Annotated in this window: 21 protein-coding genes and 3 pseudogenes; 10 read left to right on the forward strand and 14 right to left on the reverse strand. The window is 68.6% G+C overall.

Features of this window, described 5'->3' with window-relative positions; genetic code table 11:
* Window positions 1–107: 107 nt before the first annotated feature.
* From IG05_RS0114140 to IG05_RS0114155, 4 genes are all read left to right on the forward strand, one after another.
* Window positions 108–1,193 carry a hypothetical protein gene (locus IG05_RS0114140; protein ID WP_030342522.1) on the forward strand — a complete coding sequence of 362 codons (1,086 nt, stop codon included), beginning with the start codon at window positions 108–110 and terminating at the stop codon, window positions 1,191–1,193.
* Entirely contained in the window at window positions 1,186–2,838 is a 1,653-nt protein-coding gene (locus tag IG05_RS0114145) for a polyprenyl synthetase family protein (protein ID WP_030342524.1), read from the forward strand. Before IG05_RS0114140 ends, IG05_RS0114145 begins: the two co-directional genes overlap by 8 nt.
* Window positions 2,835–3,524 carry a hypothetical protein gene (locus IG05_RS0114150; RefSeq protein ID WP_030342525.1) on the forward strand — a complete coding sequence of 230 codons (690 nt, stop codon included), beginning with the start codon at window positions 2,835–2,837 and terminating at the stop codon, window positions 3,522–3,524. The genes IG05_RS0114145 and IG05_RS0114150 overlap by 4 nt, the downstream gene beginning before the upstream one ends.
* A gap of 102 nt (window positions 3,525–3,626) precedes the next feature.
* Window positions 3,627–4,097: a hypothetical protein gene (locus IG05_RS0114155; protein WP_030342527.1), complete on the forward strand. Its 471-nt coding sequence runs from the start codon at window positions 3,627–3,629 to the stop codon at window positions 4,095–4,097.
* Window positions 4,098–4,169: 72 nt separating this feature from the next.
* On the opposite strand, the gene IG05_RS0114160 is transcribed toward IG05_RS0114155, so the two are convergent.
* Window positions 4,170–5,324 carry a hypothetical protein gene (locus IG05_RS0114160; RefSeq protein WP_051789805.1) on the reverse strand — a complete coding sequence of 385 codons (1,155 nt, stop codon included), beginning with the start codon at window positions 5,322–5,324 and terminating at the stop codon, window positions 4,170–4,172.
* A gap of 862 nt (window positions 5,325–6,186) precedes the next feature.
* On the opposite strand from IG05_RS0114160, the gene IG05_RS45010 reads away from it, so the two are divergent.
* The 4 genes and pseudogenes from IG05_RS45010 to IG05_RS42150 form a co-directional block, all read left to right on the forward strand.
* Window positions 6,187–6,573 carry a hypothetical protein gene (locus tag IG05_RS45010; protein WP_234335855.1) on the forward strand — a complete coding sequence of 129 codons (387 nt, stop codon included), beginning with the start codon at window positions 6,187–6,189 and terminating at the stop codon, window positions 6,571–6,573.
* 23 nt (window positions 6,574–6,596) lie between these two features.
* Window positions 6,597–7,079, forward strand: a pseudogene (locus tag IG05_RS0114165) (replication initiator); the annotation flags it as partial.
* A complete protein-coding gene (locus IG05_RS49195) occupies window positions 7,071–7,226 on the forward strand; it encodes a helix-turn-helix domain-containing protein (RefSeq protein WP_267883309.1) in 156 nt (51 codons plus the stop codon). The pseudogene IG05_RS0114165 and the gene IG05_RS49195, both read left to right, overlap by 9 nt.
* A 59-nt stretch (window positions 7,227–7,285) precedes the next feature.
* Window positions 7,286–7,717 (forward strand): annotated as a pseudogene (locus tag IG05_RS42150) (site-specific integrase); the annotation flags it as partial.
* A 503-nt stretch (window positions 7,718–8,220) separates the two neighbouring features.
* On the opposite strand, the gene IG05_RS0114175 reads toward IG05_RS42150, so the two are convergent.
* From IG05_RS0114175 to IG05_RS0114190, 4 genes are read right to left on the reverse strand one after another with little or no spacing between them, the layout of a single operon-like run.
* Entirely contained in the window at window positions 8,221–9,588 is a 1,368-nt protein-coding gene (locus IG05_RS0114175; RefSeq protein ID WP_030342532.1) for a sigma factor-like helix-turn-helix DNA-binding protein, read from the reverse strand.
* Between the two features lie 13 nt (window positions 9,589–9,601).
* A complete protein-coding gene (locus IG05_RS0114180; protein WP_030342534.1) occupies window positions 9,602–10,201 on the reverse strand; it encodes a hypothetical protein in 600 nt (199 codons plus the stop codon).
* Complete coding sequence (locus tag IG05_RS0114185; protein ID WP_030342535.1) at window positions 10,198–11,868, reverse strand: DEAD/DEAH box helicase family protein; 1,671 nt, start codon at window positions 11,866–11,868, stop codon at window positions 10,198–10,200. The genes IG05_RS0114180 and IG05_RS0114185 overlap by 4 nt, the downstream gene beginning before the upstream one ends.
* A complete protein-coding gene (locus IG05_RS0114190; RefSeq protein WP_078894172.1) occupies window positions 11,865–14,207 on the reverse strand; it encodes an ATP-binding protein in 2,343 nt (780 codons plus the stop codon). Before IG05_RS0114190 ends, IG05_RS0114185 begins: the two co-directional genes overlap by 4 nt.
* Window positions 14,208–14,512: 305 nt before the next feature.
* Here IG05_RS0114190 and IG05_RS0114195 point away from each other — a divergent pair, with 305 nt between their 5' ends.
* On the forward strand, window positions 14,513–14,701 hold the full coding sequence (locus IG05_RS0114195; RefSeq protein WP_030342538.1) for a hypothetical protein: 189 nt from the start codon (window positions 14,513–14,515) through the stop codon (window positions 14,699–14,701).
* Here IG05_RS0114195 and IG05_RS45015 read toward each other — a convergent pair.
* Both IG05_RS45015 and IG05_RS0114200 read right to left on the reverse strand, forming a co-directional pair.
* Window positions 14,686–15,483: a very short patch repair endonuclease gene (locus IG05_RS45015; protein WP_234335856.1), complete on the reverse strand. Its 798-nt coding sequence runs from the start codon at window positions 15,481–15,483 to the stop codon at window positions 14,686–14,688. The two genes, IG05_RS0114195 and IG05_RS45015, sit on opposite strands and share 16 nt — an antisense overlap.
* Entirely contained in the window at window positions 15,480–16,829 is a 1,350-nt protein-coding gene (locus IG05_RS0114200) for a DNA cytosine methyltransferase (protein WP_037813726.1), read from the reverse strand. Before IG05_RS0114200 ends, IG05_RS45015 begins: the two co-directional genes overlap by 4 nt.
* Before the next feature lie 529 nt (window positions 16,830–17,358).
* On the opposite strand from IG05_RS0114200, the pseudogene IG05_RS49200 reads away from it, so the two are divergent.
* Window positions 17,359–17,956, forward strand: a pseudogene (locus IG05_RS49200) (glutamate--tRNA ligase); the annotation flags it as partial.
* 60 nt (window positions 17,957–18,016) lie between these two features.
* Here IG05_RS49200 and IG05_RS0114210 read toward each other — a convergent pair.
* From IG05_RS0114210 to IG05_RS0114240, 7 genes are all read right to left on the reverse strand, one after another.
* Complete coding sequence (locus IG05_RS0114210; RefSeq protein ID WP_051789812.1) at window positions 18,017–18,907, reverse strand: aKG-HExxH-type peptide beta-hydroxylase; 891 nt, start codon at window positions 18,905–18,907, stop codon at window positions 18,017–18,019.
* Window positions 18,908–18,963: 56 nt separating this feature from the next.
* The gene (locus IG05_RS47780) at window positions 18,964–19,125 is read right to left on the reverse strand and encodes a hypothetical protein (RefSeq protein WP_158506780.1); all 162 of its coding nucleotides are present in this window, start codon (window positions 19,123–19,125) and stop codon (window positions 18,964–18,966) included.
* 90 nt (window positions 19,126–19,215) lie between these two features.
* Window positions 19,216–19,935, reverse strand: coding sequence for a 2OG-Fe(II) oxygenase (locus tag IG05_RS0114220; protein ID WP_030342543.1), 720 nt, complete (start codon window positions 19,933–19,935; stop codon window positions 19,216–19,218).
* Entirely contained in the window at window positions 19,932–21,791 is a 1,860-nt protein-coding gene (locus IG05_RS0114225) for a radical SAM protein (protein WP_030342545.1), read from the reverse strand. Before IG05_RS0114225 ends, IG05_RS0114220 begins: the two co-directional genes overlap by 4 nt.
* A 30-nt stretch (window positions 21,792–21,821) precedes the next feature.
* Window positions 21,822–22,688, reverse strand: coding sequence for a hypothetical protein (locus tag IG05_RS0114230; RefSeq protein ID WP_051789815.1), 867 nt, complete (start codon window positions 22,686–22,688; stop codon window positions 21,822–21,824).
* Window positions 22,685–23,608: an NAD(P)-dependent oxidoreductase gene (locus IG05_RS0114235; RefSeq protein WP_030342548.1), complete on the reverse strand. Its 924-nt coding sequence runs from the start codon at window positions 23,606–23,608 to the stop codon at window positions 22,685–22,687. The genes IG05_RS0114230 and IG05_RS0114235 overlap by 4 nt, the downstream gene beginning before the upstream one ends.
* Window positions 23,605–24,270, reverse strand: a complete 666-nt coding sequence (locus IG05_RS0114240) for a TylF/MycF/NovP-related O-methyltransferase (protein WP_030342549.1) — start codon at window positions 24,268–24,270, stop codon at window positions 23,605–23,607. The genes IG05_RS0114235 and IG05_RS0114240 overlap by 4 nt, the downstream gene beginning before the upstream one ends.
* Between the last annotated feature and the right edge of the window lie 2 nt (window positions 24,271–24,272).

Genomic DNA, 24,272 nt, shown 5'->3' on the forward strand with positions numbered 1-24,272 from the left:
CGTTCCCAAACCCTGAATGCGGAGGTAATCGTTTCTGTGCTCCCAGGTCACCCTCATGACAGTCACAATTTGCACGCAATCGGTAACTTTGAGTTAGCGTTCGAAACGTGCTCACGTCCGCCCTCCCGAGTCTCGGCCCACCGGGCCCCTTCCCGCATACCCCGCTTGCCCACCCGCTCGACCGCAGGTGGCTGCACTACGCGTTCCTGTCGCGGTGCGGGCGGCAGGCGCTCATCGCGAACCTCTCCGTCCTGGGATCCTCCGCCGGCTCGGTCCTCGCGGATCCGGGCGCCCCGGCCACCGGTCGCCGCAGCGGTACCGGCACGGCGGCCGAGGGACAGCACATGGCGATCCTGCTCCTCTACGGGGAGGAGCACGGCTGGAGTGCGACGCAGTTCAACGCCGAACAACCCGAACTGCCCTGGTCGGCCTTCCGGCTGCCCCATCCGCACGGAGAGCCCGGCGCGTTCCGGGTGGCGGCCCGCTCGGCGGCGCCGGCGGCGGACGTACGGCTGACCCGGACCAGCAGGCCGTGTACCTCGCAGTGCGCGCCGTTCGGCGAGGACGAGCATCTGCGCTGGCAGTCGGAGCCGGGCGTGCTGGGCACCGGAACCCTCCGGCACGGCGACGGCACGGCGACGGAGACGGACCTGCTCGGCTATCACGAGCGGGTGCGCGGCCGGTGGTCCTGGCCCACGCTCGGCGGCTGGGTGTTCGGATTCGTCAACGACCCCTCGGGACCCGCCGACCAGGCCCCGCCCTCGGCGGTCGTCTTCACCCTGATCCAGCCCGCCCGCCCCGCGGACGCGGCCAACGGCTCGGTGATGCTGTGGCGCGACGGGCGCATGATCCGTCACTTCCCCCGGCGCAATCTGCGGGTGGCGGTGAGCGGCAGCCTGGACCGTGACCGGGTGGCGATGGTGCCGCCGCTGGCGGGCCTGCTGGGCACCCCGCCGATGGCCGCGGTGCCCGGCCGCCTGCTGATCACCGCCCGGCTCGGTGACGACCGTCTCGTCCTCGACTTCCGCTCGCACACGGCGGGCCGGATCGCCAACCCGTCCGAGACCAGCCTGCACCCGTTCAGCGTGCACGAGACCCTCGGCCCGTGCACCGTGGAGGGCAGGGTCGGCGGACGCCGTATCGGCTTCCACACCGGGGGCATCGTGGAGTTCGCCGGGGGAGCCCATGACTGAGACCGTCCCCGCGTTCACCGGCGCCCGGCTGCTGGACGAGACCGTCGCCGCCCTGTCCGACCGGGCGCCTGCGATCCTCGCCGCCGCGGCCGACCAGATGCGCGGCATCCGGCTGGGCCTGCACTTCAACGACGGCAGCCACGCCACCCTCACCGCACGGCACAGCCGTATCGTGGTGGACCGGGACCGCTGCCCGGACCCCGATGTCGAGGTCGCCTTCGACGACCGGGCCATGAACCTGCTGTTCGACCTCCAGCGCGCGCCCGTCGACCAGGTCCTGCCCGACAGCCTCGACGTCCGCGGCTCCCGCGACGACACCCTCGCCGTCTGGCGGGCCTTCAGCCTGCTGTCCCAGCGTGCGGCGGGCCTGCGCAGCATGCAGGAACTGTGGGGCGCCTACCGCGAACAGGCCCCGCAGCTGTGGGGCGGCGCGACACCCGCCGCCCGGGAACCCGACGCCGACCCGGTCGGCTGGACGGCACTGGACTTCCTCGCCCGACGCTCGCCCGAGGACGCGCCCGCACCGCCCGCGCTGATCGGCGACACCGCCGTCACCGCGCCGCGCCTGCTGTGGGACGGCCGTACCAGCACCGACTGGTCGCTGGAGGACACCGTCCAGGACGCGGACCTGATGGACACCATGCTCCGGTGCCGGGCCCGCACCAACGAGGAGATCGAACGGCTGCTGCCGGACCGGGAACCGCGTGCCGAGCTGTACGACCTCATGCGCTCCTACCCCGCCCGCCAGGGCAAGGGCCTGCGGCCCACCCTGACCATCGCCGCGTGCGCCGCTTTCGGCGGGCGTCCCGGCGACGCCGTACGCGCCGCCGCCGCACTGGAACTGTTCCACAACGGCTTCCTCGTCCACGACGACATCGCCGACGAGTCCACCCACCGGCGCGGCCTGCCGACCATGCACGAGGAACACGGCCTCGGCCTGGCCGTCAACGTCGGCGACGGGATGAACCTGCTCGCCGTCGACGCCGTCCTGTCCAACCTCGAAACGCTCGGCCTCGTCCGTACTCTCGGCCTCATCCACGAGGCGGTGCACATGTGCCGGGAGTCCATCGAGGGCCAGGCCATGGAACTGGGCTGGATCCGGCACGAGGTCGTCCCCGGGACCGACGACGCCTACTTCACGATGAGCACCAAGAAGACGGGCTGGTACACCTGCATCAGCCCGTGCCGCATCGGCGCCGTCTGCGCCGGCGTCACCGACCCTTCCGTGCTGAGCCGGTTCGACGAGGCGTTCCGCCTGATCGGCATCGCCTTCCAGATCCAGGACGACATCCTGAACCTGGTCGGCGAGGAGGCCCTCTACGGCAAGGAGCCCCTCGGTGACCTGCTCGAAGGCAAGCGCACGGTGATGCTGATCCACCTGTTCCGTACCGCGTACGCCCACGAGCGCCCCCGCCTCTTCGACGTGCTGCGGCAGCGCCGTACCGACAAGACCCAGCAGCACGCCGAGGAACTCCTCGCCGCCATGCGCCGGCACGGCTCCATCGAGTACGCCACCGACCTCGCCGACCGGCTGGCCGCGGAAGGGATCGCCCGCTTCGAAGAGGACCTCCGCTTCATCCCCGAGAACGAAGGCAAAGCCGTCCTTCGGCAGATCGCCCACTACGTCACCTCAAGGCCACTGTGACCACCACCTCGCCCCCGCCGTCCGACCCCACCGCCACCGGCCCGCTGACCCCGACCGACCACCGGGCCTTCGCCTTCCTGGGCCACGTCAACAGCGGCCTGCGCCGGTGCCTGTGCACCCTGGCCAGGCACGGCGTGGCCCTGCGCCGCGAAGCCCCCGAGCGCGCCCGCCTCCTGCTCGACACCGTACGGCCCTGGCCCCTGTACAAGGGCGGTCAGTTCCTCTTCGACCTGATGGAGTGGGAGGACCTCATGGTCGACGGCGCCCCGCCACCCGTGATGCCCACCGAGCGGATCGTCTCCGCGTGCACGCTGCCCGTGCAGCTGATCGCCGCGGCCACCGAGGAGGCACCGGCGGCGGCCAGGCTGGTTCCCGGCCAGCGCACGACCGCTGCCTTCGACCTCCCGCTGCGCCTGCTGACCAGCACCGCCCGCAGCGCGCTGCTGGGCGCCGCGCAGGATCTCACCGACCTGCTCGGTACGCCCGCCCACCCGACCGGAGCCGGCGGCGACACCGCCCACATCGCCGATACGGCACCCGACCCGGAGGGCACCGAAGCGGAACTGCCGCCGCTGGAAGCAGGCTTCTACCTCTACGAGGACGTCGTCCTCGGCGCCCTGGCCGTACTCGGCCCGCTCCTGGCCGACCACGCACCGACCGACTCGGCGTCTTCGCCTGGCTCATGACAGCCGTCCCCGCGCCGGACGGTCCATGAGCGAGCCCGGTCCCCAAGCCCGCCACCGGCGGATCCGCTCACGCGGACGCAACCATCCACAGAAGGGAAACCCATGGCCACGCAGACCCAAGCCGGCGTCCAGCCGGGTTCCGAGAGCAAGCTCTACATCCTTCAGCAGGGCATCGTCGAGGACGCGCCGGGCGGAGTCCCCGCCCACCTCAGCTTCGGCATCCTCAGCACCGTCCCCGAGCCGGTGAACCCCGGAGACATCACCTTCACCCTGAAGGCACCCACCGGCTTCGTGTTCACCGGCTGGCTCTCCTGGGCCTACCACGACGTCAACACGCTCCAGGCGAAGGGCAACCTGGAAACCACCCAGGGCACCCTCGGCAACGGCGGCCGCACCATGACCTTCACCCACAACCCGTACCTGTCCACCAACCAGGAGTGCCTCGGCTACGGCGCCCAGGTCACCGCCGTCGACGGCGCGACCCCGGGCCGCTACACCGACGGCCAGCTCAAGGTGGGCGCCGCCAACCCGATCAAGCTCAAGGGCCGCGTCCTCGACGCCAACGAGGACTGACCCGACCCGACGAACCACCCCGTCGGTGGCCGCACCGTCTCGTCTCGGAGCCACCGACGGGCTGTTCACACGTCACCACTTGATGGCGTTCACCGTGCTGTTGTAGGCGTCGGCGGACCGGACGGTGAACTGGACGCCGGCGGCCCGGTCGTAGAAGGTCTGCCCCGGCTGCCAGGTGGCCATGTCCAGCGTGCCGCAGCCTGCCGGCGGCGCCGCGGCGTTGGGGTTGGGCACCACCCGGATCGGTCCCTGGCCGTTCGGGACGGAGGTGTCGACCCTGTAGATGACGACGCCCGAGGAGCAGGCACCGGAATCGTTGTGGGCCTTCCTGCGGGCCTCGGCGACGTAGGCGGTGGTGGTACCGGTCCTGACCACCAGCAGCTTGGTGCCGCCGACGTACTCCACACCGTTCAGCGTGGCGGTGTTCTGGGTCCTGTTCTGCCACACGCACACGGTCTGGCCGTCCTCCGTCCAGCCGAACTTCCAGGAGAGCCAGCCGAAGTACTGCGGGGCGGCACCGGCCACGTAGCCCATGACGTCCCAGCCGCCGACGTACCGGTGCTGGTCGCCGCTGAAGGCGTACAGGTCGGGAGCTCCGAAGACGTGGGCGGTCTCGTGGTCGGCCACCTTGTGCCCCCAGTGCCACATGTCGGTGCCGAACGTCACCGCCCAGTGAATCGTCGTGCCCTTGACGACGATCGGCTGGCTGGGTGTCCAGTACCACGTGTGGGAGCCGCTGACCTGGGAGTGAGCGGTGGAGACGATGTAGAACAGGTCGTACCTGGCCAGGTCGGCGCCGGCATCGGCCGCTGCCCGGAGCGCGTCGGTCACGTACCGGGTGTGCTGCTGATAGGTGGGACTGGAGGTGCCGTAGGCGTTGGAGGCCGAGGGCATCCGGACCCAGCGGTTCACGAGCGGCCGCATGCTCAGCCAGGTCTTGCCGTACGAGGCGTTCCACACCCAGTCGGCGGCCGGGGACAGGAGGTTGTAGTAGTCCGCCACCTCCCCGGCGCCGGCCACATCGGGAAAGTCCACATAGACCACGCCGATGTTCTTGACCCCCATGGGATCCAGGAACTGGGTGTGGTCGGTGTTCTGCCCCTCGTTGACCGTGTTTCCCTGTCCTTGCAGCGCACACGGCGAGGTGCTTCCGTTGCCGGCGTGGGCAGGCTGAACGGGGACGGCGCTCGCGGCCAGGACGAGCAGCACCGCGAACCCCCACAGCACCGGTAAGCGAAACCGCCGCCCCGTCCGGAGGAGCCGGAAGCACGGCCGATGCCCGCTCCGGCACAGGGGACGCACCCTCCCCGCACCCGCCCACCGGGGCCCCCCGCCCGCCCGGACCTCCGCCGCAGCCCCACTACGCACTACGCGCATCTCACTCATGAGGCAACCATCCCGGCCACAACACCCCAGGAAGGAGCAACCCAGCCAAACCCACCACAAGGAGTGGAGCGGAAGGCGCCCCGGCGCACGACGGAGTCACGAACGTCCCGGCCCAACGACAAGCCGCTGTCGCTCCCGCCGCGTAGTCACCTGCAACAGTCGTCACGGACCGCTTGCCGCCGCCGCTGTTCGCCGTCGTTGATGTCAGGTGTGGATGTCAGGCCGGCCGAGGCACGATCTCACGGCCCGGTAGCCGTACTGCCGCAACACACGAGCATGTGATGGGCCTCTGACCGGCGACGGGGTGGCGGGATTTGTCCCCCGTGATCGTCGGGTGAGTGTCCGGGGCTTCGTCGTGGCGAGTAAAACACGCCCGGAATAGCAGGACGGTTCCACGCCGCGCCGCGACTGCATGGCTACAACGAGGGCCTGCGCAAGCCGAAGCGCGCGCTGCACGGCATGAGATCGCGGGCATACCGCCTACCCCGAAGCCACTGAGTACGGCACTGTGTCTCCGACTGTCTGCGTTAGTCATGGGGGATCAACATTGTGGGAGCAGTTGCCTGCTTTGGCCGGCGTTCTCGTGGGAGCCGTCGGCTCCTACGTGGCAACCAGCCTTACGGAACGGAGCCGGTGGCGACGGGCAAGAGCCGAACGCTGGGATCAGAAGAGACTGGACACCTACGCGTCCTACGCGAACAGCTTGAAGCATCAGATCAACATCGCCCAGCGCATAGGGGCCGCAAGGGGGTTCCAGCACGCTGCGGACCCGCTCGATCCGGAGCAGGGCCTGGCACAGCTCGCCGAGGCCGAGGCGCGGCGTGCAGCCGAGTGGGAAACGGTGCTACTCGTCGGGGATGCTGAGACCATAGCGGCGGCTCGAAAGTGGCACGAAGCTGTGTGGAACGTCGAACTTTATGCTCGCGGTCTGAAGGACGACCCTGCCGGCTGGGAGAGAGCAATCGGGCAGATGAGCCGAGCACGTGATGACTTCTATGCTCTCGCACGGCGTGACCTCGGCATCTTGGGGCCCCCTCCACCGTCCGGCAACTGGCCTCGTGTCTGGCAGCAGCAAGACGAAACGAACTGAGAGCAACCCGGTGCGTAAAACGGAGCCTCCGCCCGGCGGCCCGCCTCGCCGAAGCACCCGGCCCCGTGCTCGACGGCCGCACGTACACCTTCCGCTTCGGTGACCAACTCGACATCCGCCCCATCCGCTCCGCCGACTTCGCGGGCAGCTCGGAGCTGTCCAGCCGGGCCGTGGCCGCCTACATCGCCAAGTACGCCACCAAGGGCGCCGAGACCGCCGGCACCCTGGACCGTCCCATTCGCAACCCGATCACGGACCTGATCGGCTCCGGCGTCACCGACCACGCCCGGCGGATGATCCTCACCTGCTGGCACCTCGGTGGGCTATCCGAACTGGAAGCCCTGCGCCTGCGCAAGTGGGCCCACATGCTCGGCTTCCGCAGCCACTTCTCCACCAAGTCCCGGGCCTACACCGTGACCCTCGGTGCCCTCCGTCAGGAACGCGCCGACCACAACGAAGCCTTGGCCCGCGCACGCGCCGCCGAGGCGGGCCACCCGCTGCACGACCGGGCCCGTCTCAGGCTCGGCCGCTCCAAGGTGTACGACCTGATCCGCACGCGGCGGCTGCCCTCGGTAACCATCGGCCGGTGTCGGCGCATCCCCGCCTCCGCCCTGGGCGACTTCATCGCTGGACGGATGGAGCGTGCGGCCTGAGGACCAGGCGTCGGAGCCGGGGTGACGGCGGCCTGCACTGGGACGAGAAGCGGCAACGGATGTTCGCCACGGCGAACCTGGGCTTCGGCCCGAGCGGCAAGCGGATCGTGAAGCGGGGGAGTGGCAAGACCAAGACGGAGGCGAAGAACAAGCTCAAGGAGGTGTTGCGGGACCACGAAGACGGCCGTGCGATCCCGCCGCTCGGCGCTCGCAAGCTCCGCGACCTGAGCGCCGAGGACGTGGATCGTTGGCTTGCTGCCAAGGCGAAGACGCTCAGCACGCGCACCCTCCAATCCATCCACTCGTGCCTGAACCGCTCGGTCAAGCGGGTCATGGCCCGGGAAAGGTGAAGCGGAACGTCGTCGAGCTGTGCTCGGTGCCCCAGGGGCAAAGCGGGGCGCCGGTCCAAGGCGCTCACCTTCGCTCAGGTCGAGGCCATGCTGAAGGGCGCCGAGGGAACCTCGATGTACGCGTACATCGTCGTCACCCTGCCGTGGTCCTGGACGGCATCTTCGGGGCGCAGGAGCGGCGGCCGCAGATACGCGGGAAGCGTTAGTCACGCAGATGGACACGCATGCAGAGACAGGTGAGGCACCTCCCAAATTTGGGAGGTGCCTCACCTGCTGTTTCGGCTGTCGGGGTGGCGGGATTTGAACCCACGACCTCTTCGTCCCGAATGACGTTCGGTTGGTGAGCCTGCCAGCCTCGATCGCGTTTCCGCAGGTCGGAAGGGTGGCATCGGTTGGTGCCACGTGGCTTAGAGGGGACTCGGGGAGCGGGTCGGCTCCCAGATGGCTCCCAGGGTGAGTCCCGTCGACTGCCTCAGTGCCAGCCAGACCCGGTCCGTGCCATCCTGTCCGCTAACACGCTGGACGTCTGTTGCAGCGGAGCCCGACCCTCCGGGCCCCCGAGAGGAAGAGCCTAACCCGCACGGCCGCCAACATCGTTTCTCCCGTTGCCCCATGCGGCCCCTCGTCAGGGGTTCACCGAACTCCTACGGCGACAGCTCAAGAGCGGAGTCGCCCGGCGGTCTCACATCTGTCCTGGCAGACTCGTTCGCCGCAGGGCAGATGTGTTGGGTGCACGCGTGCTCGATGCGGGCCGTCGAGTCGTCCGTGCGGAGGAAGAGGACGAATTCGCAGCCGCCCACCATTCCGTTCTCCTTCACCAGCACCCGCAGACTGGAGATCTGGGCCGCGCTCGTCGCCCGCTTGAGGACGATCGGTGTGGGGTGACCGGCGATGGAGAAGGTCCTGACCATAGGGGCCTGTCGCATTCCGAGCTGCCATGTGAGCCAGCTGCTGACGACGACGCCGCTACCCCGAAGGATGTCCTTGTCCACCGTGAGCCGGACGCCAAAGACGTTTCCCGCAGGATCGACGGCCATCCTCGCCGGCCGTGCCGGCTCGCTCTCCTCGATCGGGGTAGCACCTCGCGCGACCAGCTCGATCAAGCCATCCTCCGTGATGCCCACCCTGTCGTCCAGCAGGCATTGGTGCAGGCGCCACAGGGTCACCGGGTAGCGCTCGCCGACCTTCACGAAGAGAGCGTCCTTGGGCAGCGGCCCCAGTTCGGTCAGCACAGCGACGAGGGCCTCCATGGCGTTCGGGTACGGAGTGACATTCAGGTGAGGCCATTCGGCCAGCGCCCACTTACCCTCCAGACGGAGCTGCACGAACCTCTCGTCCCGCCTGAGCGCCTCGGCGACGGCGGACTTCCGCCTGATCCCAGTCGGCGCCAGCAACTCCTCCGCGCGGCAGGGTTCGCCATTCGCCAGGAGGAAGAGGTAGGCCGCGTCCCTTCCGCGGGCGCGACGGCGCAACCAAGTTCCCCCGAAGCCAGGCACCAGAGGGCTATCCGCATGTCCGAGCAGATCCAGCAAGGGGACCTCGTCCGGTACTCCGGCAGCCGCGAAGGTCACCGCTACGTCCTCCCCACGCAGCGGCGCCTCCTCCACTCCTCGCCGAAGCAGCACTTCCAGTGCGCCAGGGCTGCGGGTCCACCAGCCGCGCAGACGACCAGCCCACGTCAATGGGTGCTCAGCCCCGACCGCTTCGACAAGAGGCTCCACGGCCACCTGGTCACGTACGCCCAACAACGCCGACACCTCGGACTGGGGCACGGCCGAGCGCTCGGTGAGGGTGGTGAGCCGATCACGCCAGTCATCCACGAAGGCGTCGGCGACAAGACAGAGATGCTCCTGCGCCTTCAGGAGCAACTGGCGGACCCGTTCGCGGCTCACCTCATGCTCCTGCCCGATACTTCCGAGGGTCTTCCCGTCGGCACGATCCTCAATCATGCGACGTGACCGGGCAGGAAGCGCACCGAAAGCAGCTTGAAGCCAGTCGTCGTCCCTCGTCATGGCGGAGCCCCGTTCAGCCATCGGTGACGTGTGCGCTGATCAGACCAAGCCGCTTCGCGATCCGCTCGTTGGTCGCCTTCTGCTCCGGGGTGATCTTCCGAACGAACGAGTCCACCGTGCAGATGACCCATGGCAGGGGGTCGCCGCCGGCCTGCGACGCGATGGCCGCCCACGCGAGATGCTTGAAGTCGCGCATGGGCGCCCAGGCGAAGCGCCGCTCCATCTCCTCGTCGTCCTCGTGGCGAATCGTCACGCAGAGCGGCTTGATGTCGAGCGTCTCAAGGTCGACGTTCCAGCCGTGACCGAGGGCCTTGTCGACGAGAGCGCTGACCGGAGTGGCCGGCTTGACTACGAGCGGAGCCCACTTGCCCACCCCGTAAGTCGCCCGGATGTACTCCTTCATGGGCCTGTCCTTGAGCCACGGCCGGACGTTCTCCGGCTTCCCGATGAACGGGAGGAGCCGTCCTCCCACCTCGGGGTCGGAGGTCCACGCCTGATAGTGACGGGTGCGCTCGGTGTCCGTGAGATAGGTCCAGTTGAGGTCGGCGGCCCGCCTGTAGAGGAGACGCACGACTTCTTCTTCCAGGTCCGAGGGGATCGCGTACTTGGTCATTCGATTCCAGTCGTCAGAGGGAACTGAAGGCGAACCTCGTCCGCCTTGGTCTCAAGGTCCGCCGCGTCCTGGATCCAGTGGTCCATCAGCGACCCGACGGTCTCGTCGCTGAATTGGATACGGGAGGCGTGCGGCATTCGTACGCGCAGGTGCTCGCTCTCCTGGGCCTCCAGCGATCGCCGGAGGTCCAAGGTCGCCGCCACCCTGCGGATGTCGGTCACGAAGTCGAGGACCCTCAGGGCCTCCTTGCCGGGGCTGAGTCGGAGTCCGCGGCCGAGTTGCTGGACGAAGATCCGCCGGCTGTGTGTGACCCGCAGGAAGGCGATGAGGTTCACGTCCGGGACGTCGACGCCCTCGTTGAAGACATCGACACACGTGATTACCGGCACCCGGCCGAGCCGGAACTCGTTCAGCAGGATCTGGCGTCGCTGCCGCGGGAGTGCGCTGTGCAGGAAGGACGCGTTGGCCCACGCCGCGTCGGACGAGGCGAACAACCGGGCCATGTGCTCGGCGTGCTCGATGGTCTGACAGAAGACGATGGCCCTCGGTTCCGTCGTGGTCCGCCACGCCTCACGGAAGTGCTCGATGATCTCCTCGTCGCGCTGCGGCAGGAACAGGGACTTGTTGAGGTCCTTGATCGACTGACCGTGCACGCTGGCGTCCCGGACGACGTTCCAGTCAACGTTGTCGACGTACAGCCGGTAGTCGACAGCTGAGAGGAAGCCAGCGGCCATGCCCTCCGCGATGCCCATCTTGAAGCTCGGATATCCGAAGCGGGAGGTGATGTCGAACTTGTCGCCGCGCCAGGGTGTCGCCGTCACGCCGAACTGCTCAGCATTCCCACACAGGTCGAGCAATTCCGCAAACCTGCCGGTCTCGGCCACGTGATGCGTCTCATCGATCATGATGAGGTCGGGTCGGTAGCCCACGCGTACGGCACTGAGAACGGATTCGACCGTTCCGACCACGACTCCGTCGAGGCTTTCGGGTCGACTTTCTCCCGTGAGCAGGCGCGTGGGAACGTACTTGGGGATGTGCCGCCACATCGCCTTCTCGAGCTGCGCGACGAGGTCCTTCATGTGCGCGACGACGAGAATCCTGGCGTTCGGATTGGTCTTGAGGTGACGGCTGATGATCTCCCCGCCCACCACGGTCTTCCCCAGACCCGTCGCGAGGACGAGCAGCGCGGTGCCGTTGGCGTCGAGGTCCCGGACCACCGCGTCCGCCGCCTCGACCTGATACGGGCGCAGGGCGTACTTCGCGGGAACGGTCTCGGGCATGCGGTCCCCGATCGACCGCAGGGTCGCCCCGTGCCAGACGGTGATCGGCACGCCGACTCCGTTGAGCGCCACGCGGCGGGCCTCCGCCGCCGCGTTGATGTCGGTGTTGGTGACCAGGATGGCCTTGTCCGCGCGGTAGTACGTACGCGCGCGCTCAAGGTCGTCGACACCGCTCCGGTCGACCTTCCCTCCGACCTTCCACTTGCACTGGAAGACCCACTGCTCCCGACCGCGTACCGCCAAGAGATCCGCGCCCTGGTCGCCGGCGCCGTCGATAACACGCACGTCGTTGAAGCCGAGATACCAGAGGGCCCGTTCGACGGCATGCGTGAGACCCGCTGGCCCTCCCCTCAGCAACTCGTCCGCCGAGAGGAAGACGGCGCTCACTTCTCCTCCGCGAGGTCGTCGGCCAGCAGACGAATACTCAGCCTCGTCCGCAGCAGCTGGTCCGGAAGGCTGGCCCCGGCGTAGGTCGCCTGCGTCGCGACATCGGAGAGGTAGCCGACCGTGCGCGCGAGGCTGAGCCGCCGCGCGGACGCGGAGGCGACACCCTCGTAGACACCCTGGAAGACGCGGTTGTCCATGAACAGCGACGGCAGCGACTCGACGAGACGAACCAGGAAAAGAGCGGGCACGTGCAGCAGGAACTCACCGCTCGCACCGAGGTCGGTCGTACGGGTGACCTTGCCGTTTGCGATCATGGTGTGCTCGGTGTGGGTGAGTTCATCAGGCGAGAGAAACTGAAACGCCTTCTCCGGCTCGCCGGCGCGGTCCAGCTCGGACGCCATCCGGCGACGGACCTCAGCCAGCAGTTCCTTGGCCTCCGCACTGATCATCTCGGCGTCCAGAGCGCTGGCGGGCAGCGACTCCGCCCGGATCGCCGCGATGAGCTCCGAGTGGCTCCACTCCGAACTCGTCTGCACCCTGAGCAGCACGGCGATCTCCGCGAGCAGCAGATCCGCCGGGTCCGCTCCGAACCTCTGGAAGATCGGATGATCGAGGTCGAGGAACGCCACGAGAGTGTTGCCGCCGCGCTGGTCCAGCAGGACGGGAGTGGGGTGGAGGTTCTCGTCGGTCAGGCTTCCCACCGTGAGCCGACGCGCCTCGACCTCGACGAAGCCGACGCGCGGGTGGCCGAAGGAACGACTCAAGCCCGGGTAGGTGGTGGAGTTCTCCATGTAGCGCGTGACGCGTTCCTGCCGCGTCTCCTTACGCTTCTCCGGGGTCGGCGCGGCGGGAGCGGACTCGCCGTCCTTCGGGGGCTGCGCCTGGGCACCGGGCTTCGTCTCGTCCGGACCGGTCGCGGGGGAACTCGGACTGCCGATCTCCGCGCCGTCGAAACCAAGCGCCTCCATCACGGCCGCCTCGTCGGGCTTTCCAGGGGTGACGGCGGCCGCCTTCGCGTTCTTGCCCCTGCTCTTGGTCGCCTCGTGGTCCTGGACCGCCTGCCACCAGCGCTCATCGGTCTGGTAGTCGGGGTTGCCCCGGTGGAACTCATGTCCCCACCGACGGGTGTCGTCATGGATCGGCTTGCGGCCGTCTCCCGGGACCAGGTACCGCAGACCGGCGTCGTTACGACGGTATCCCTTGAAAAGGAGCGCGAGCGGACTGGTGTTCTCCTCATACTCAAGGTTCGCCGCGCGCTGGGGCAGTAGCGGCGCGACCCCCCTCACGATCTCGACGGCCGAGCGCCAGCTGCGGTCGCCGTACTCGAAGGCGTCCTTCTGGTACGTGACTGGGACGTGGTCGAGGTGGATCTCCCCGATGATGCGGCCGCCCTGGTGGGCGAGGTCCACCGGATACTCCGGCTCCTCGTTGCCCACCGCTCCGTCAGGGTTGCGCCAGGTGAACAGCTGCTTGTCCCAGCGGAGGATCTTGCGGCCGTTGCGCAGGAAGTCGATCCCGTAATCGTGCTTGTGCACGTAACGCTGGATGCCGAGCCATCCGTGCACCCGGCGCTCACGAACGGTGAGCCGATCGCTCCCGCAGTCCTCGCAGGCGTCGCGATCAGTGAGCTGCCACTGTCCGCAATCACTACAGGCGAGACCATTCTCCAGCTTCTGGTCGATCTCGATGTAGGCGGGAATGCGCTCCTTGTTGTTGTAGAGGACCGAGCGGTCGTCTCCCCAACGGCAGTGCCGGACTGGCTTCACCTGGAAGCCGCCGACCCACAGCTCGAACGGACGGTTCAGGAAGATCCAGGAGTAGACCTGTCCCAGGATGTTGCGCAGGGCCGAGCCGTTCTTCTGCAGCCATCGAGCGCGCGTGGGATGCAGGCGGCTAATGACGATACGCGTGCCGTGCTCGTTGGGATCGGCCTTCGGCTCCGTGATGTCCTCGGCCTCGAAGTCGTCTCCGATGCGGTCCAGGTCGATCTCCACACCGATCCACTCGGTGTCGCCCTGGCGCGTGGTGAGGACGCGCGTGCGCTTGCCGAGCCGCGCCGTCGAGACGTTGAACCCCATGCCGAAGAGGCCGAGCTTGTCGTGCATGTCGTTGCCCGACCAGCCGGCCCGCACGGCCCGCTCCAGCCGGTCGTACGTCATGCCGCGACCGGTGTCGGTGATCACGAGCTGGCCCTGCGCGGATTCGGGGAGCTCGACGCTGACGCGATACCCGCCCGCCCAGGGGGTCCCGGATCGATGGATCTCCGTGAAGTCGTCGAAGGCGTTGTCGACCAGCTCCGCGATGCACTGCCACTCGTCGAACTCGATCTCACCGAGCATGCGCAGCACACGCGCGGAAGGAGTGATCTTCACAGGTGGACCCCCTGTCCTCGTCTCGCGTGGGCACGCCGAAGGAAGCCCTGCCGCGGGCAGCGTTTCGGCGCGCGGCTCGGGTAGAGCCGTACGCGTGATGAAGAGGGTAGAGGGTGCCACTGACAATCGGCGGTAAGTTCCCTGCCACTCCATCCACTTGAGAGGTCTACGGCACGTTGCGGGATGCAGCCGCCAACCGTCGCAATCGCAAGGTCCCCCGACGATCCGCAGCGTCGGTGGCAGATGCCGGCGGTCCTTGGGAGACTCCTCCCGTGATCCGTGAACCCGCCGAGGTATCCGTAGAGCCCGATGGACGCGTCGAACTACCGTTGGGGCTGTTGGCCGAGGCCGGCATCAACGTTGGGGACGACCTGCTCGCGTTCAGCGACGGCGACGGGCGTATCGTCCTGCGCCGAGCCTCCGACGCCATCGGCGATCTTCTGAATCACGGAACGTTGTGATCACTCCGTGCCGCAAAGTCGCGAACGGCCGCGGCGACCCGACCCGCCGCTTGTACGGGATCCTCGTGCTCCCAAATTCTGATGGCGCGCCATCCCGCCTCTGCCAGGAACTGGTCGGTCTGGGCATCCCTGGCCCGGTTTGCGTCGATCTTGGCGCGCCAGAAGTCACTGTTCGTGCGCGCTGGGCGGCAGTGATCGGGGCACCCGTGCCAGAAGCACCCGTCCACGAAGACGGCGACACGGGCGCGGGTGAAGACGAGGTCGGCGGTTCGCCGCACCCCGGGAAGCGGCCGCGCCGATACTCGGTAGCGCAGACCCTCGCGGTGCAGCAGTGAGCGGATACGTAGTTCCGGTGCCGTGTCGCGGCCTCGGTTCCCGCGCATTGTTGACCGTGTGGCAGGGGACGACGCCCACGACCCTTCCGGGAGAGGACGCTCTCCAACCAATCCCCGGTCCTTGGCGATCCGCCAAGCCTGTTCGAGATTCGCCGCACGCGTCAGGTGTTCCACTTCCCCGACATACAGGGAGGGCGAACGCCCGTCCTCCGACCAGCGGAGATAGGCCCTGATCCGACGAGTCCTGGGCAACAATTTCAGCGTGATCGAGGCCAGCGCGTAGTCGCCGTCTTTGCGCTTGACATAGCGGCCCTCCCGGCCACCCGCAGCACGATCCTGTTCGGCGACGATCGCCTTCCTCGTCCGTCCCTGCCGTCCCCGCCAGGCCCTCTCGGGCGGCGGCTTGTCCCTCCAGCCCATCTGCCGGGATTCGGCGGCGTCGTTCATGAGCGCCGTTCCGCGTCGTCGAGGGCTTTCGCGACGGCGCTTGTGAACACCTCGCCCAGCTTCACGGGAACCGCGTTGCCCAGCTGCCTCATGCGTTCACCACGCGGGCCCGCCATGCTCCAGTCATCGCCGAATGTCATGACCCGGGCAGTCTCGCGCACGGTCATGTAGCGGTGCTCGGGGCGCAACTGGCCGGTCTTCTCGTCACGCACCAAGTTGTCGAGCTGCATGACCGACTCGCCACCGGGCACACCGTGCACCCCGGCCTTGACGGTCTTGGCCGGTCGGTCGAGTTCGTTGGGTGTGTGCCCGTCGTAGATCCTGGCTCCGGGCCACCCGATGTGGTCGGGGAATCCGCCCTGTTCCGTCGTCTTGTCCAACATGCTGGTGTTGATCTTGGGGAGCCCCATTACCGCGTCTCGAAGGGTGAGCCATGGCTGGAGCTCCTCATCCCCGCTCTCGAACGACAGCTGCTCATTCGCGTAGCGCGAGGTCACCAGATCGATGACGCGCTTCGGAATCTTGGCGTCTGCCTGCTTGTGGCGGTCCCAGTAGGAGCCATCGAGGATCGTCCGCGCGAGGGCCGCATGGGAGTGGGTGCGCGCGACAGCGCGCTTGACCAGATCCGGATCCACGCCCAGGTCGGCGCGGAACGCCAGGAGGATCACCCGGTTGCGGATCTGTGGCACCCCGTAGTCAGCGGCGTTCACGGCGTGTTGGGTGACCGCGTAGGTCTCCGCCGGATCGGTGTCCTTCGCGTCGAGCCGCTCCCGCAACGCGTGGTCGTGCTCCTGCCACGTGGCGCCCCGTCGCCGCTTCACGAACGGCAGGGACAGCTCGCGCTTGATGTACTCGAAGTAGGGATTGAAGGACGGACGAAGGAGACCGCGGACATTCTCACAGATGACGGCCTTGGGACGGATCTCGCGAACCGCCCGGAACATCTCCGGGAACATGTTCCGCTCGTCCTCGTCACCCTTCGCGACTCCACCAAGGCTGAACGGCTGGCATGGTGGCCCGCCGGCCAGAAGGTCGACATCTCGCTCCCTGAGGAAGCGCATGTCCAACCCTCGGACGTCGCCGGTGACCAGGGGAGGGTACAGGGGCCGCTCAATGGCGCCCCCGGCTTCGAGGCCCTCCGCGCGTTGCTCATCGATCTGGTCCAGCCACTTGGCCAGCACATCGGAATCGACGTCCGCCGGAAACGCCTCGAAGCGATTGCTCTCGAGTGTCTCGCACGCCCTCTTCGCGAACTCGTTCAGCAGCAGGTGCCGGAAGCCGGTGTTCGTGCTGGCTTGGACCAGCCCGCCCCCGCCCGCGAAGAGCTCCACCGACGTCCGTTGCATTTTCCACTCCTAGCAGTTCAGTGCAGCCAGAACCATACCGCGGAGTAGTGTTCATTGCGACCCATGCGCCGCAGAAACTCGTGTGAGGTCGTACGCTCCACAGCGGCAGAAGCACGAGGAGGGCCACGGGGGCCATGACGGCGAGAGCAGGGGGCCGGAGGAGTCGACATACCACCGAAGCTTCACCCGAAGGCATTCGGCGATCAGCTCGCGGCGGATCTCGCCAAGCTGACCAGGGCCCCCTTGAGTGACGTGAGCATCAAGCAGCTGTTGTAGCGCCCCGGTGTCTACCAGCTCTACCCGCACGACAATTTCGTCTACGTGGGGAAGGCCGAGAAGTCCCTGCCGATGCGACTTCGACAGCACCTCAAGAAGACTTAGGGCCGGCGTGGGATCACGCCGAATGGCATGACCTTCTCCTGTCTCTACGTGGCGGAGGACTTCTCGGCCCTGGCGCCGGAGCAGTTGCTCATGAACCACCGCGAGGACCTGGGCGAGATCCCGTGGAACAGCAACAGCTTCGGCACTAGGGAAGGACCGGGAGATCAGGCCGTACGAGGAGCTGGAGCAGCTCTTCCGGATCGAGGACGTGAACACAGCGCCGGCCTTCTTCGACGTGAAGAAGCTGACGGCGTTCAACGGCGAGTACATCCGCACCCTGTCACCGGAGCAGTTCGCCGCCGCCTGCGCGCCGTGGCTCGTGGCCCCCTACGCGCCGTGGCGGCCAGAGGCGTTCGACAAGGACGTCTTCGAGGCGGCGGCTTCCCTGGCCCAGACCCGGCTGGCGCTGCTTTCCGAGATCACCAGCTATGTGGACTTCCTTTTCCTCGATGAGCCGGTCGAGGACGAGGTGTCGTGGAACAAGGCGATGAAGGCAGGTCCTGTCGGACGCCCGCGCCGAGCTGGCCGGCGTCGCGGACTGGAAGGCGGACGACCTGAAGGCCGTCCTGCTCGCCGTCGGCGAGAAGCACGGGCTGAAGCTGGGCAAGGCCCAGGCGCCCCTTCGGGTCGTGGTCACCGGCCGGACGATCGGACTCCCGCTGTTCGAGTCCATGGAACTGCTTGGCCGGGGCCGCGCGTTGGCCCGTCTAGACGCCGCCAGCAAGAAGCTGGCCGCTCAGGCTTAGCTGCTGGTCAGGCGACCTGCGCCAGGAGGTTGCCCCAGCCCCACCGAACTCAGGCTGTTGCTATGCGGGACCCACGACCTCGCCGACTGCTCGGCCGATGCGTTCACGGATTTCGTTTGTCGGCACGTACGTGAGGGCCTGATCCAAGCACTCGGCCGTGGCAGCGAACTGGGCCGCCTGCTGGCGCAGGAAGGCGTCGAGGAAGGGTGCGACGGCGCCTGTGGCGCGGCGCCGTGCTTTCCGTACGTACATCACGGTGAGGGAGAAGGCCCAGCAGGCGTGAAGGAAGCCGTAGACGGGACGAGGAGTTCCCCGCCAGGGTGAGAAGAAGGTGACGTCGGCGGGGAGGCTCACGTCGTACGCGGCCAGGGCGTCGTTGAGCCAGTTGTGGGCGGCCTCGTGGATCAGGTCACGGGCCAGGACCTCGGGTTGGGCGGTGTAGTCGGTGAAGACGGTGCCCGGGAGGCGGGTGAGGGCCCAACTGTGGAGAGTCTGGTGAGGTCGGCGATGGTTGAGCAGGCAGACGACGGGGGCGTGCTGGGTGAGCAGGGTCCCGAAGCCGTGCTCGGTCGCGGAGGCGATCGCGGCACCAACGAGGCCGAGGGCCTCGGGTGGGGCGGGGTTGGTGTCGGGGCCGATGAGGTAGTACGCGGTTTCGGAGATCTCTGAGCGGAGCAGGTCCGCGGGACACGGGCTGAGCACGAGGTGTGGGCCAGCCGACAGGAGGGTCAGGTCTCGTACCGTCGTACGGCGGTACCAGGCGAGGCGGTCCGCGTGGCGGGCGCGCGCCGCGTGTTCGGCGCCTTCGAGCAGGTGGTGAGCCACGGCGTAGTCGAGGGCGGATGAGCCGAGGCGGTTGCCGAGTACGGAGGCGATACGGCTGGTCTGTAGGTGCTGGTGGTCGGCGATGCCGCCGAGGGCGACCGTGGCTTCCAGGGAGAGAGCGCTCATCTGGGGCTCCGGGGGTGGAACGGGGCCGGACCGGACGGGCCCGGCCCCGTGGCGGGTCAGGACTCGGTGGTGGGCTCAGCGGCGTCGGGCTGCACCGTGGTGGCCAGCCAGGTCTCGGTGGCCGCGTTGGAGGTGTGCGCTGTGGTGCGCACGGAGTCGCTGTCGCGCAGGGAGGCGACCGCCTCCAGGAACTCGTCGAACGTCTTGTCTTCTGCCACTGCTCGCTCTCTCTTCTGGTCGGGGCCGTGAGTCGGGGGAAGGGGCGCTGCGGGGCGGGCCGCGGGGGCCGGTCAAGGCGGCGAAGCCCCCTACTCGGAGACGAGGAGCGTGAGGAACTTGCGAACGCGGCCGGCGCGGACAGGTTCGGTGCCGTGGACGAGCTGGCTGCCGAAGACCACGAGCGTGCCGGGAGCGGGTGCGACGCTCCATCGAGTGCGGGGCATGGTGCGGAACCAGGGCGAGGACGTGTCTGTCCCGTCGTGAGCGAAGCGCATTCCCTGGGCGTAACCCGATCCGATCGGCGCCTCGTCGGCGGTCCAGACGGCGTCGCTGCCCGTGGTCTCCACGTAGAACGCGCCGCCGGTGTCGTGGATGTCCGTGAGCGTGACCGTCGCGGCGGCGATCTGGCGGGGACGGGTGAGGGGATCGGGGGCGATACCGTCGGCATGCGCGGTGATGTATTGGCCGGCCCCGTATTCGAGGTAGATCCACGGCCGGTGGCCGGTGACCGACGGCAGCGTGCGCGTGATCGCGACCATGTGGAGCTGCAGAGCCTGGTCGAGGAAGTCGGTCGCCTCGTACGGGATCTCGGTCATCTCGATCCGGCCGGCCGGCTCGTAGACGTCCTGCGCCTCGGCGGGGGAGTGACCGGGGATCTCGTGGATGGTGGTGCGGCGGGCCGTGCCGTACCGGTCGCGCCCGAGGGAGCCGAGTGTGTCGTCCATGACGAGGCTGAGTCGCTCGATCTCGTCCGGCTTGAGGAAGCCCTCCACAGTGCGGATGGACAGAGTCTCGGCTATGTGGATCATTGCTTGCCTCCGCACGCGCAGGAGGTGGAGGGCGGGGCAGAGGCGGCTTCGGCGAGTGCCACCGTGAGTACGTGCACCGCTTGGGCGAGGTCCTCGAAGTACTCGGCCAACGTGGTGCCGGCAGCGGGCACGAGATGGAGGTCGAGCGTCGGATAGATCCGGCCGGTGGTGCGGCACGTGAGTTCGCTGCGACCGAGGACCAGCGAACACGTCCCGGGCAGGGAGGACACGGCTCGGCTGGCGGCATGGCACAGGCGTGCCGCTGTTCGCGGGTACTCGGCGCTGTCGCGCGGCAGGATGCCGACCGAGAGGAATCGGGGCTCGGCTCCGGGGAGGTCGGCGTAGGCGTGGCCCTGGCAGCTGTCATAGGTGACGGTGTTCCAGCCTGAGGTGAGCGCGTCGACGATCGGGTGGATGCCGGGCTCGATGCCCGCGTACCACTGGGGATGGTGGGGGTCGAGATCGTCTGCCTCGTGCACGCCGGGGAGGCCGACCGTGTTGATGTTCCCGTTGGCGCTGACCTGGAGACGCGCGGGCGAGCGGGGAGCGGTGGGGTCGTCCCAGCGGGCCAGGAAGGCGGAGACGTGGTGCATGGTGTTGGGGCGGACGGGACGCCAGCGCAACCGGGAGCATGCTGCACCGGGCGGAAGGTCTGGCTGGGCGAGGAGGGCTGCGACGCCGTCGATCAGGCGCATGCGGTGGTCGCAGTACGCGTCTTCGTCGCCCGCGGCGGCGAATCGGACCCGGACCGCCGGGCAGCCCGCGCCGCAGGTATCGCGGTAGTCGCAGGTCGTGCACTTCGTCACCAGGGAGCGTGCCTGCTGGAGCAAAGCAGAGCCGCCCTGGGCGCTGGCCACGTCCGCCTCGGTGTGGACGTCGCCGAGAGAGGCGAGGCCGGCCTGCGGCCAGGGCAGCTCGTCACAGCTTCCCAGGCGGTCATCGGGATAGAGGGTGAGGACATGGTCGCACTTCAAATCGGAGAAGTGACAGGAACGGGTCCCCAGACCCTTCAGACGGCGGATGACGGACACGACGGGCTCCAGCTTGACGCGGCGGAACACGCCGTCAACGACCCAGTGGTGGGCGGCCTCCAACACGAAGTCGGCGTATTGACGAGGCGTGACGGCCCAGGCCGGGCCGGTGGGACCGATGGCCCGCCGCTGGAGTGCCCGACTGGTCGGCGCACGAGATCCGGCCACTGCGGTCGACCGGGTGACCGCCGCGTCGAAGCACGGCACAAGGCTGACCGTCGTCACGGCGGGAAAGGATGCGAGGTGCTCCATGACCTCGGAGGCCCGACCGAGGACGTACGGGGTGACGGCGCAGATGACGCCGACGCGGCGTTCCCGACGGCCGAGGAGCTTCAGGGCTTCGACCACTCGCGGGTAGGTGGGGCGGCCGTCGTAGCCCACTCGCCACGAGTTCCCCAGCGCGTCCCCGTCGAGGGAGATGCCGATCTCCAGTTCCGAGTAGTGCCGCTCGAACAGGTCCAGCCAGGAGTCGTCGAGTTGGAGGCCGTTGGTCTGGAGGCTCACGCGGATGACGTTCGGCTGTGTGGCGAGCGCGTCCAGGATCTCCGCGATCCGTTCCCGGCCGGCGGTCAGGGGCTCCCCGCCGTGGAGTTCGACGCTGAGCGGACGCCCGGAGAAGATCGAACCGAGGCGGTGGACCTGCGCCGCGCTGATCCGGGCGCCGCCCGGTGACTCCTTGCGCTTCTCGAAGCAGTACAGGCAGTCGATGTCGCAGGTCTCCCCGCGGAGCTTGAGGATGACGGAGACGGCCGTGTCCGGCCCGGTGCTCGACAGCGGGGCGTAAAGGCTCTCCAGGTCGATGGGGGCGGTGCGGGTGACGGGCATGAGAGGACTCCTGAGGAGGAGAGGCGCGGTCTACGCGCCATCGGTGAAGACCGTGGACAGCCACCCGAGAAGCTGTCCGCCGGTGATGGGGATGTGGACGTCGCTGCGGCGCAGGAACCACCCGTCGGCGTACCGCTGCGGTAGCCAGCCGGAGTCAGGGCCAACCAGGTTGGGAGGTTTCTGCAGCGGGTCGTCGACGGGCCAGCAGCCCAGGAGCGCTCTGGCCACGCGTCGCTGAACGGGACGGAACCACTCCCACGTCTCCGTGTGGGCCGGCTCGATCGGCGGACCGAACGGAGCGCCGGCAAGCAGCGGCAGCCACTTGTCGCCCAGGACCGGATGACCAGCCGCCGCGCACTCGAGCGCGGTGAGGCAGGTCTCCAGCTTCCGGCACACGACGCGGGCGGGTTCGGCCAGGCCGTCTTCGACGAGACCGGTCAGGTCCTCGGCGAGACTCGCCGCGACCTCCGCCTGGTCGGCGACCGCCCAGCGTCGGTAGCCCTGGCACTCCCCGGCATCGAGCACCGGGTCCCAGCGTCCGGAGCCGTACGAGAGAGCGGTGCGCAGACACATGAGGTCGTGCATCGAGGCGCGTACTCGGCGGAACGATCCGAGGTCGTCGCGGCGGACGTCGAAGGAGCGGAGCAGGTGACGGAGTTCCTCCGCCCGCTGCGGCGCCGCCGCCTGGAGGTCGACACGGACGCCGTCCACGATGCGCGACTCCCACGCCGGAAGGTCGCCGTCCACGATGCCGCGCAGGTCGATATCGCTGGCCGCGTGGGCGAAGCCGCAGGCGAGCGCTCCCTCCAGCCAGACCTCACGAGCCAGGCCGGAGACGAGTAGCTCCCGGGCGACTCCGTCAGCAATCTCCCGGCGCAGCTGTGCTGATGAGTTCACGAGCGGCCTCCTTCGATGAGGATCTCGTCGTCGGCGGTGATCTCCCTGAGGAGATCGACGGCCCATCGGTCGAGCGCGCCGCGCACGTCGGACCGCTGGGCGCCGATGTGGGGCGAGGCCAAGAGGTTGAGCGGCACTGTGGAGCCGGTGAGGAGCGGCAGGTGCTCCCGCTCGACCGGGTCGAGTGCGAGGCCCGAGAGTCCGCCGTCCGCCAAGGCCCGCAGACAGGCGGCGATATCGAGGGTCTCCAGCCGCCCGGCGCAGATCAGTAGGGGCTGCTGCGGAGCGACGCGTGTCAGGAATGCCTCGCCGATGAACTGCCGGGTCGTGGCACGCAGTGGCAGGGCGACCACGTGCACCTGTGACTGCTCCATGAGCGTCGCCTGCGACACCTCCCGCAGGCCGGGGGGATTCGACGGCCATGTGGCGTAGGCCGTGCGTGCTACATGTGGGGCGAGGGCCCGGCCGGCGGCCAGCCCCACCGGACCCGCGCCCCAGACGCCTGCGGCCAGGGTGCCGAGTGAGACACCCATGCACGCCTCTTTCTCGTGGCGGCCGAGCATGAGCGCGTGCTGCCCCAGGGGGATCCGCCGGGCCAGGGCGAGAGCAGCGGCGAGGACCCACTCGCCCACGGCTGCCGCCCCGGCCTCGGCGTTGCGGTGCAGCGTGATCCCACGGCGTTGGAGGGCGCTCACGTCGATGTGGTCGATGCCGGAGCCGGTCCGTACGACGTGCCGCAGCTCAGGAAGTGCGTCGAGCTCCCGCTCTCCGAGTCGGACACCGGAACGCAAGACGACCACGGCCGCGTCGGCTGGCAGAGGCCAGTTCAGGTCCAGCAAGTCGTGCACGGGGACGGCTGGCAGCGCGCGGCGGATCGCACCCGCGTCCGCCGCTCCGCGCACCACGAGGACTGCGCTCATCTGAGGGACCCCGGCTTCTCGTACCGGCCGAAGGCCAGATCACCCTCGCCCACGACGACGGTCACGGGCGACGGCGCGCCGAAGTACGCGTCGCAGGCGCGCTTCACCCCGGGGAGCCCGTCCCAGGCTCGTGGATTGACCGCCGTGTCCGCGTAGTCGTCGACGAGCAACACACCCGTCGGCACCAGGCGGGTGACGCAGTGCGTGAGTCCCGTGAGGGTCGAGTCGTAGAAGTCGCCGTCCAGGTAGGCGAACGCGATCTCGTCCGGCAGCTCCTTGGGAAGGGTCTCGTCGAACCACCCCGGATGGATGGCCGGCGCCGGCCTGCCCCAGGCCGCGTGCGTGACGCGCACGTCGTCCGGGGACGACTGGAGCTCGCCCGCCGCCAGGTGGTCCGAGTCCTCGGCGCCGGGCGCGGGCATGCCCTGGAAGGAGTCGTAGACGTGGATCTCCCGGTCGCGATCGCCCAGCGAGTCGAGCACGCTACGGATCCAGAGGGCCATCGCGCCCCTGTAGCAGCCGAGTTCCACCACGGCTCCCGGCAGACCGCAGGCGGTCATGTCGGCGAGCTCGGCGGCGATCACGTGGAGTCGGTCGGCACAGACCGTCCCTGAGTGCTCCCGCAACAGCCACTCCCGCAGATCCTTCAGCGCTGGATCCATGA

The sequence above is a fragment of the Streptomyces sp. NRRL S-1022 genome, assembly GCF_000720135.1.
In the GTDB taxonomy this organism is placed as follows: Bacteria; Actinomycetota; Actinomycetes; order Streptomycetales; family Streptomycetaceae; genus Streptomyces.

Bases quoted from the DNA above. Each gene is read 5' to 3' on its own strand.
- IG05_RS0114220 (WP_030342543.1), bottom strand. From the start codon at position 19,935: ATGATCCACATAGCCGAGACTCTGTCCATCCGCACTGTGGAGGGCTTC.
- IG05_RS0114235 (WP_030342548.1), bottom strand. From the start codon at position 23,608: ATGAGCGCAGTCCTCGTGGTGCGCGGAGCGGCGGACGCGGGTGCGATC.
- IG05_RS0114155 (WP_030342527.1), top strand. From the start codon at position 3,627: ATGGCCACGCAGACCCAAGCCGGCGTCCAGCCGGGTTCCGAGAGCAAG.
- IG05_RS0114240 (WP_030342549.1), bottom strand. From the start codon at position 24,270: ATGGATCCAGCGCTGAAGGATCTGCGGGAGTGGCTGTTGCGGGAGCAC.
- IG05_RS45015 (WP_234335856.1), bottom strand. From the start codon at position 15,483: ATGAACGACGCCGCCGAATCCCGGCAGATGGGCTGGAGGGACAAGCCG.
- IG05_RS0114200 (WP_037813726.1), bottom strand. From the start codon at position 16,829: ATGCAACGGACGTCGGTGGAGCTCTTCGCGGGCGGGGGCGGGCTGGTC.
- IG05_RS0114190 (WP_078894172.1), bottom strand. From the start codon at position 14,207: ATGCTCGGTGAGATCGAGTTCGACGAGTGGCAGTGCATCGCGGAGCTG.
- IG05_RS0114210 (WP_051789812.1), bottom strand. From the start codon at position 18,907: ATGAGCGCTCTCTCCCTGGAAGCCACGGTCGCCCTCGGCGGCATCGCC.
- IG05_RS0114225 (WP_030342545.1), bottom strand. From the start codon at position 21,791: ATGCCCGTCACCCGCACCGCCCCCATCGACCTGGAGAGCCTTTACGCC.
- IG05_RS0114145 (WP_030342524.1), top strand. From the start codon at position 1,186: ATGACTGAGACCGTCCCCGCGTTCACCGGCGCCCGGCTGCTGGACGAG.
- IG05_RS0114180 (WP_030342534.1), bottom strand. From the start codon at position 10,201: ATGACCAAGTACGCGATCCCCTCGGACCTGGAAGAAGAAGTCGTGCGT.
- IG05_RS0114175 (WP_030342532.1), bottom strand. From the start codon at position 9,588: ATGACGAGGGACGACGACTGGCTTCAAGCTGCTTTCGGTGCGCTTCCT.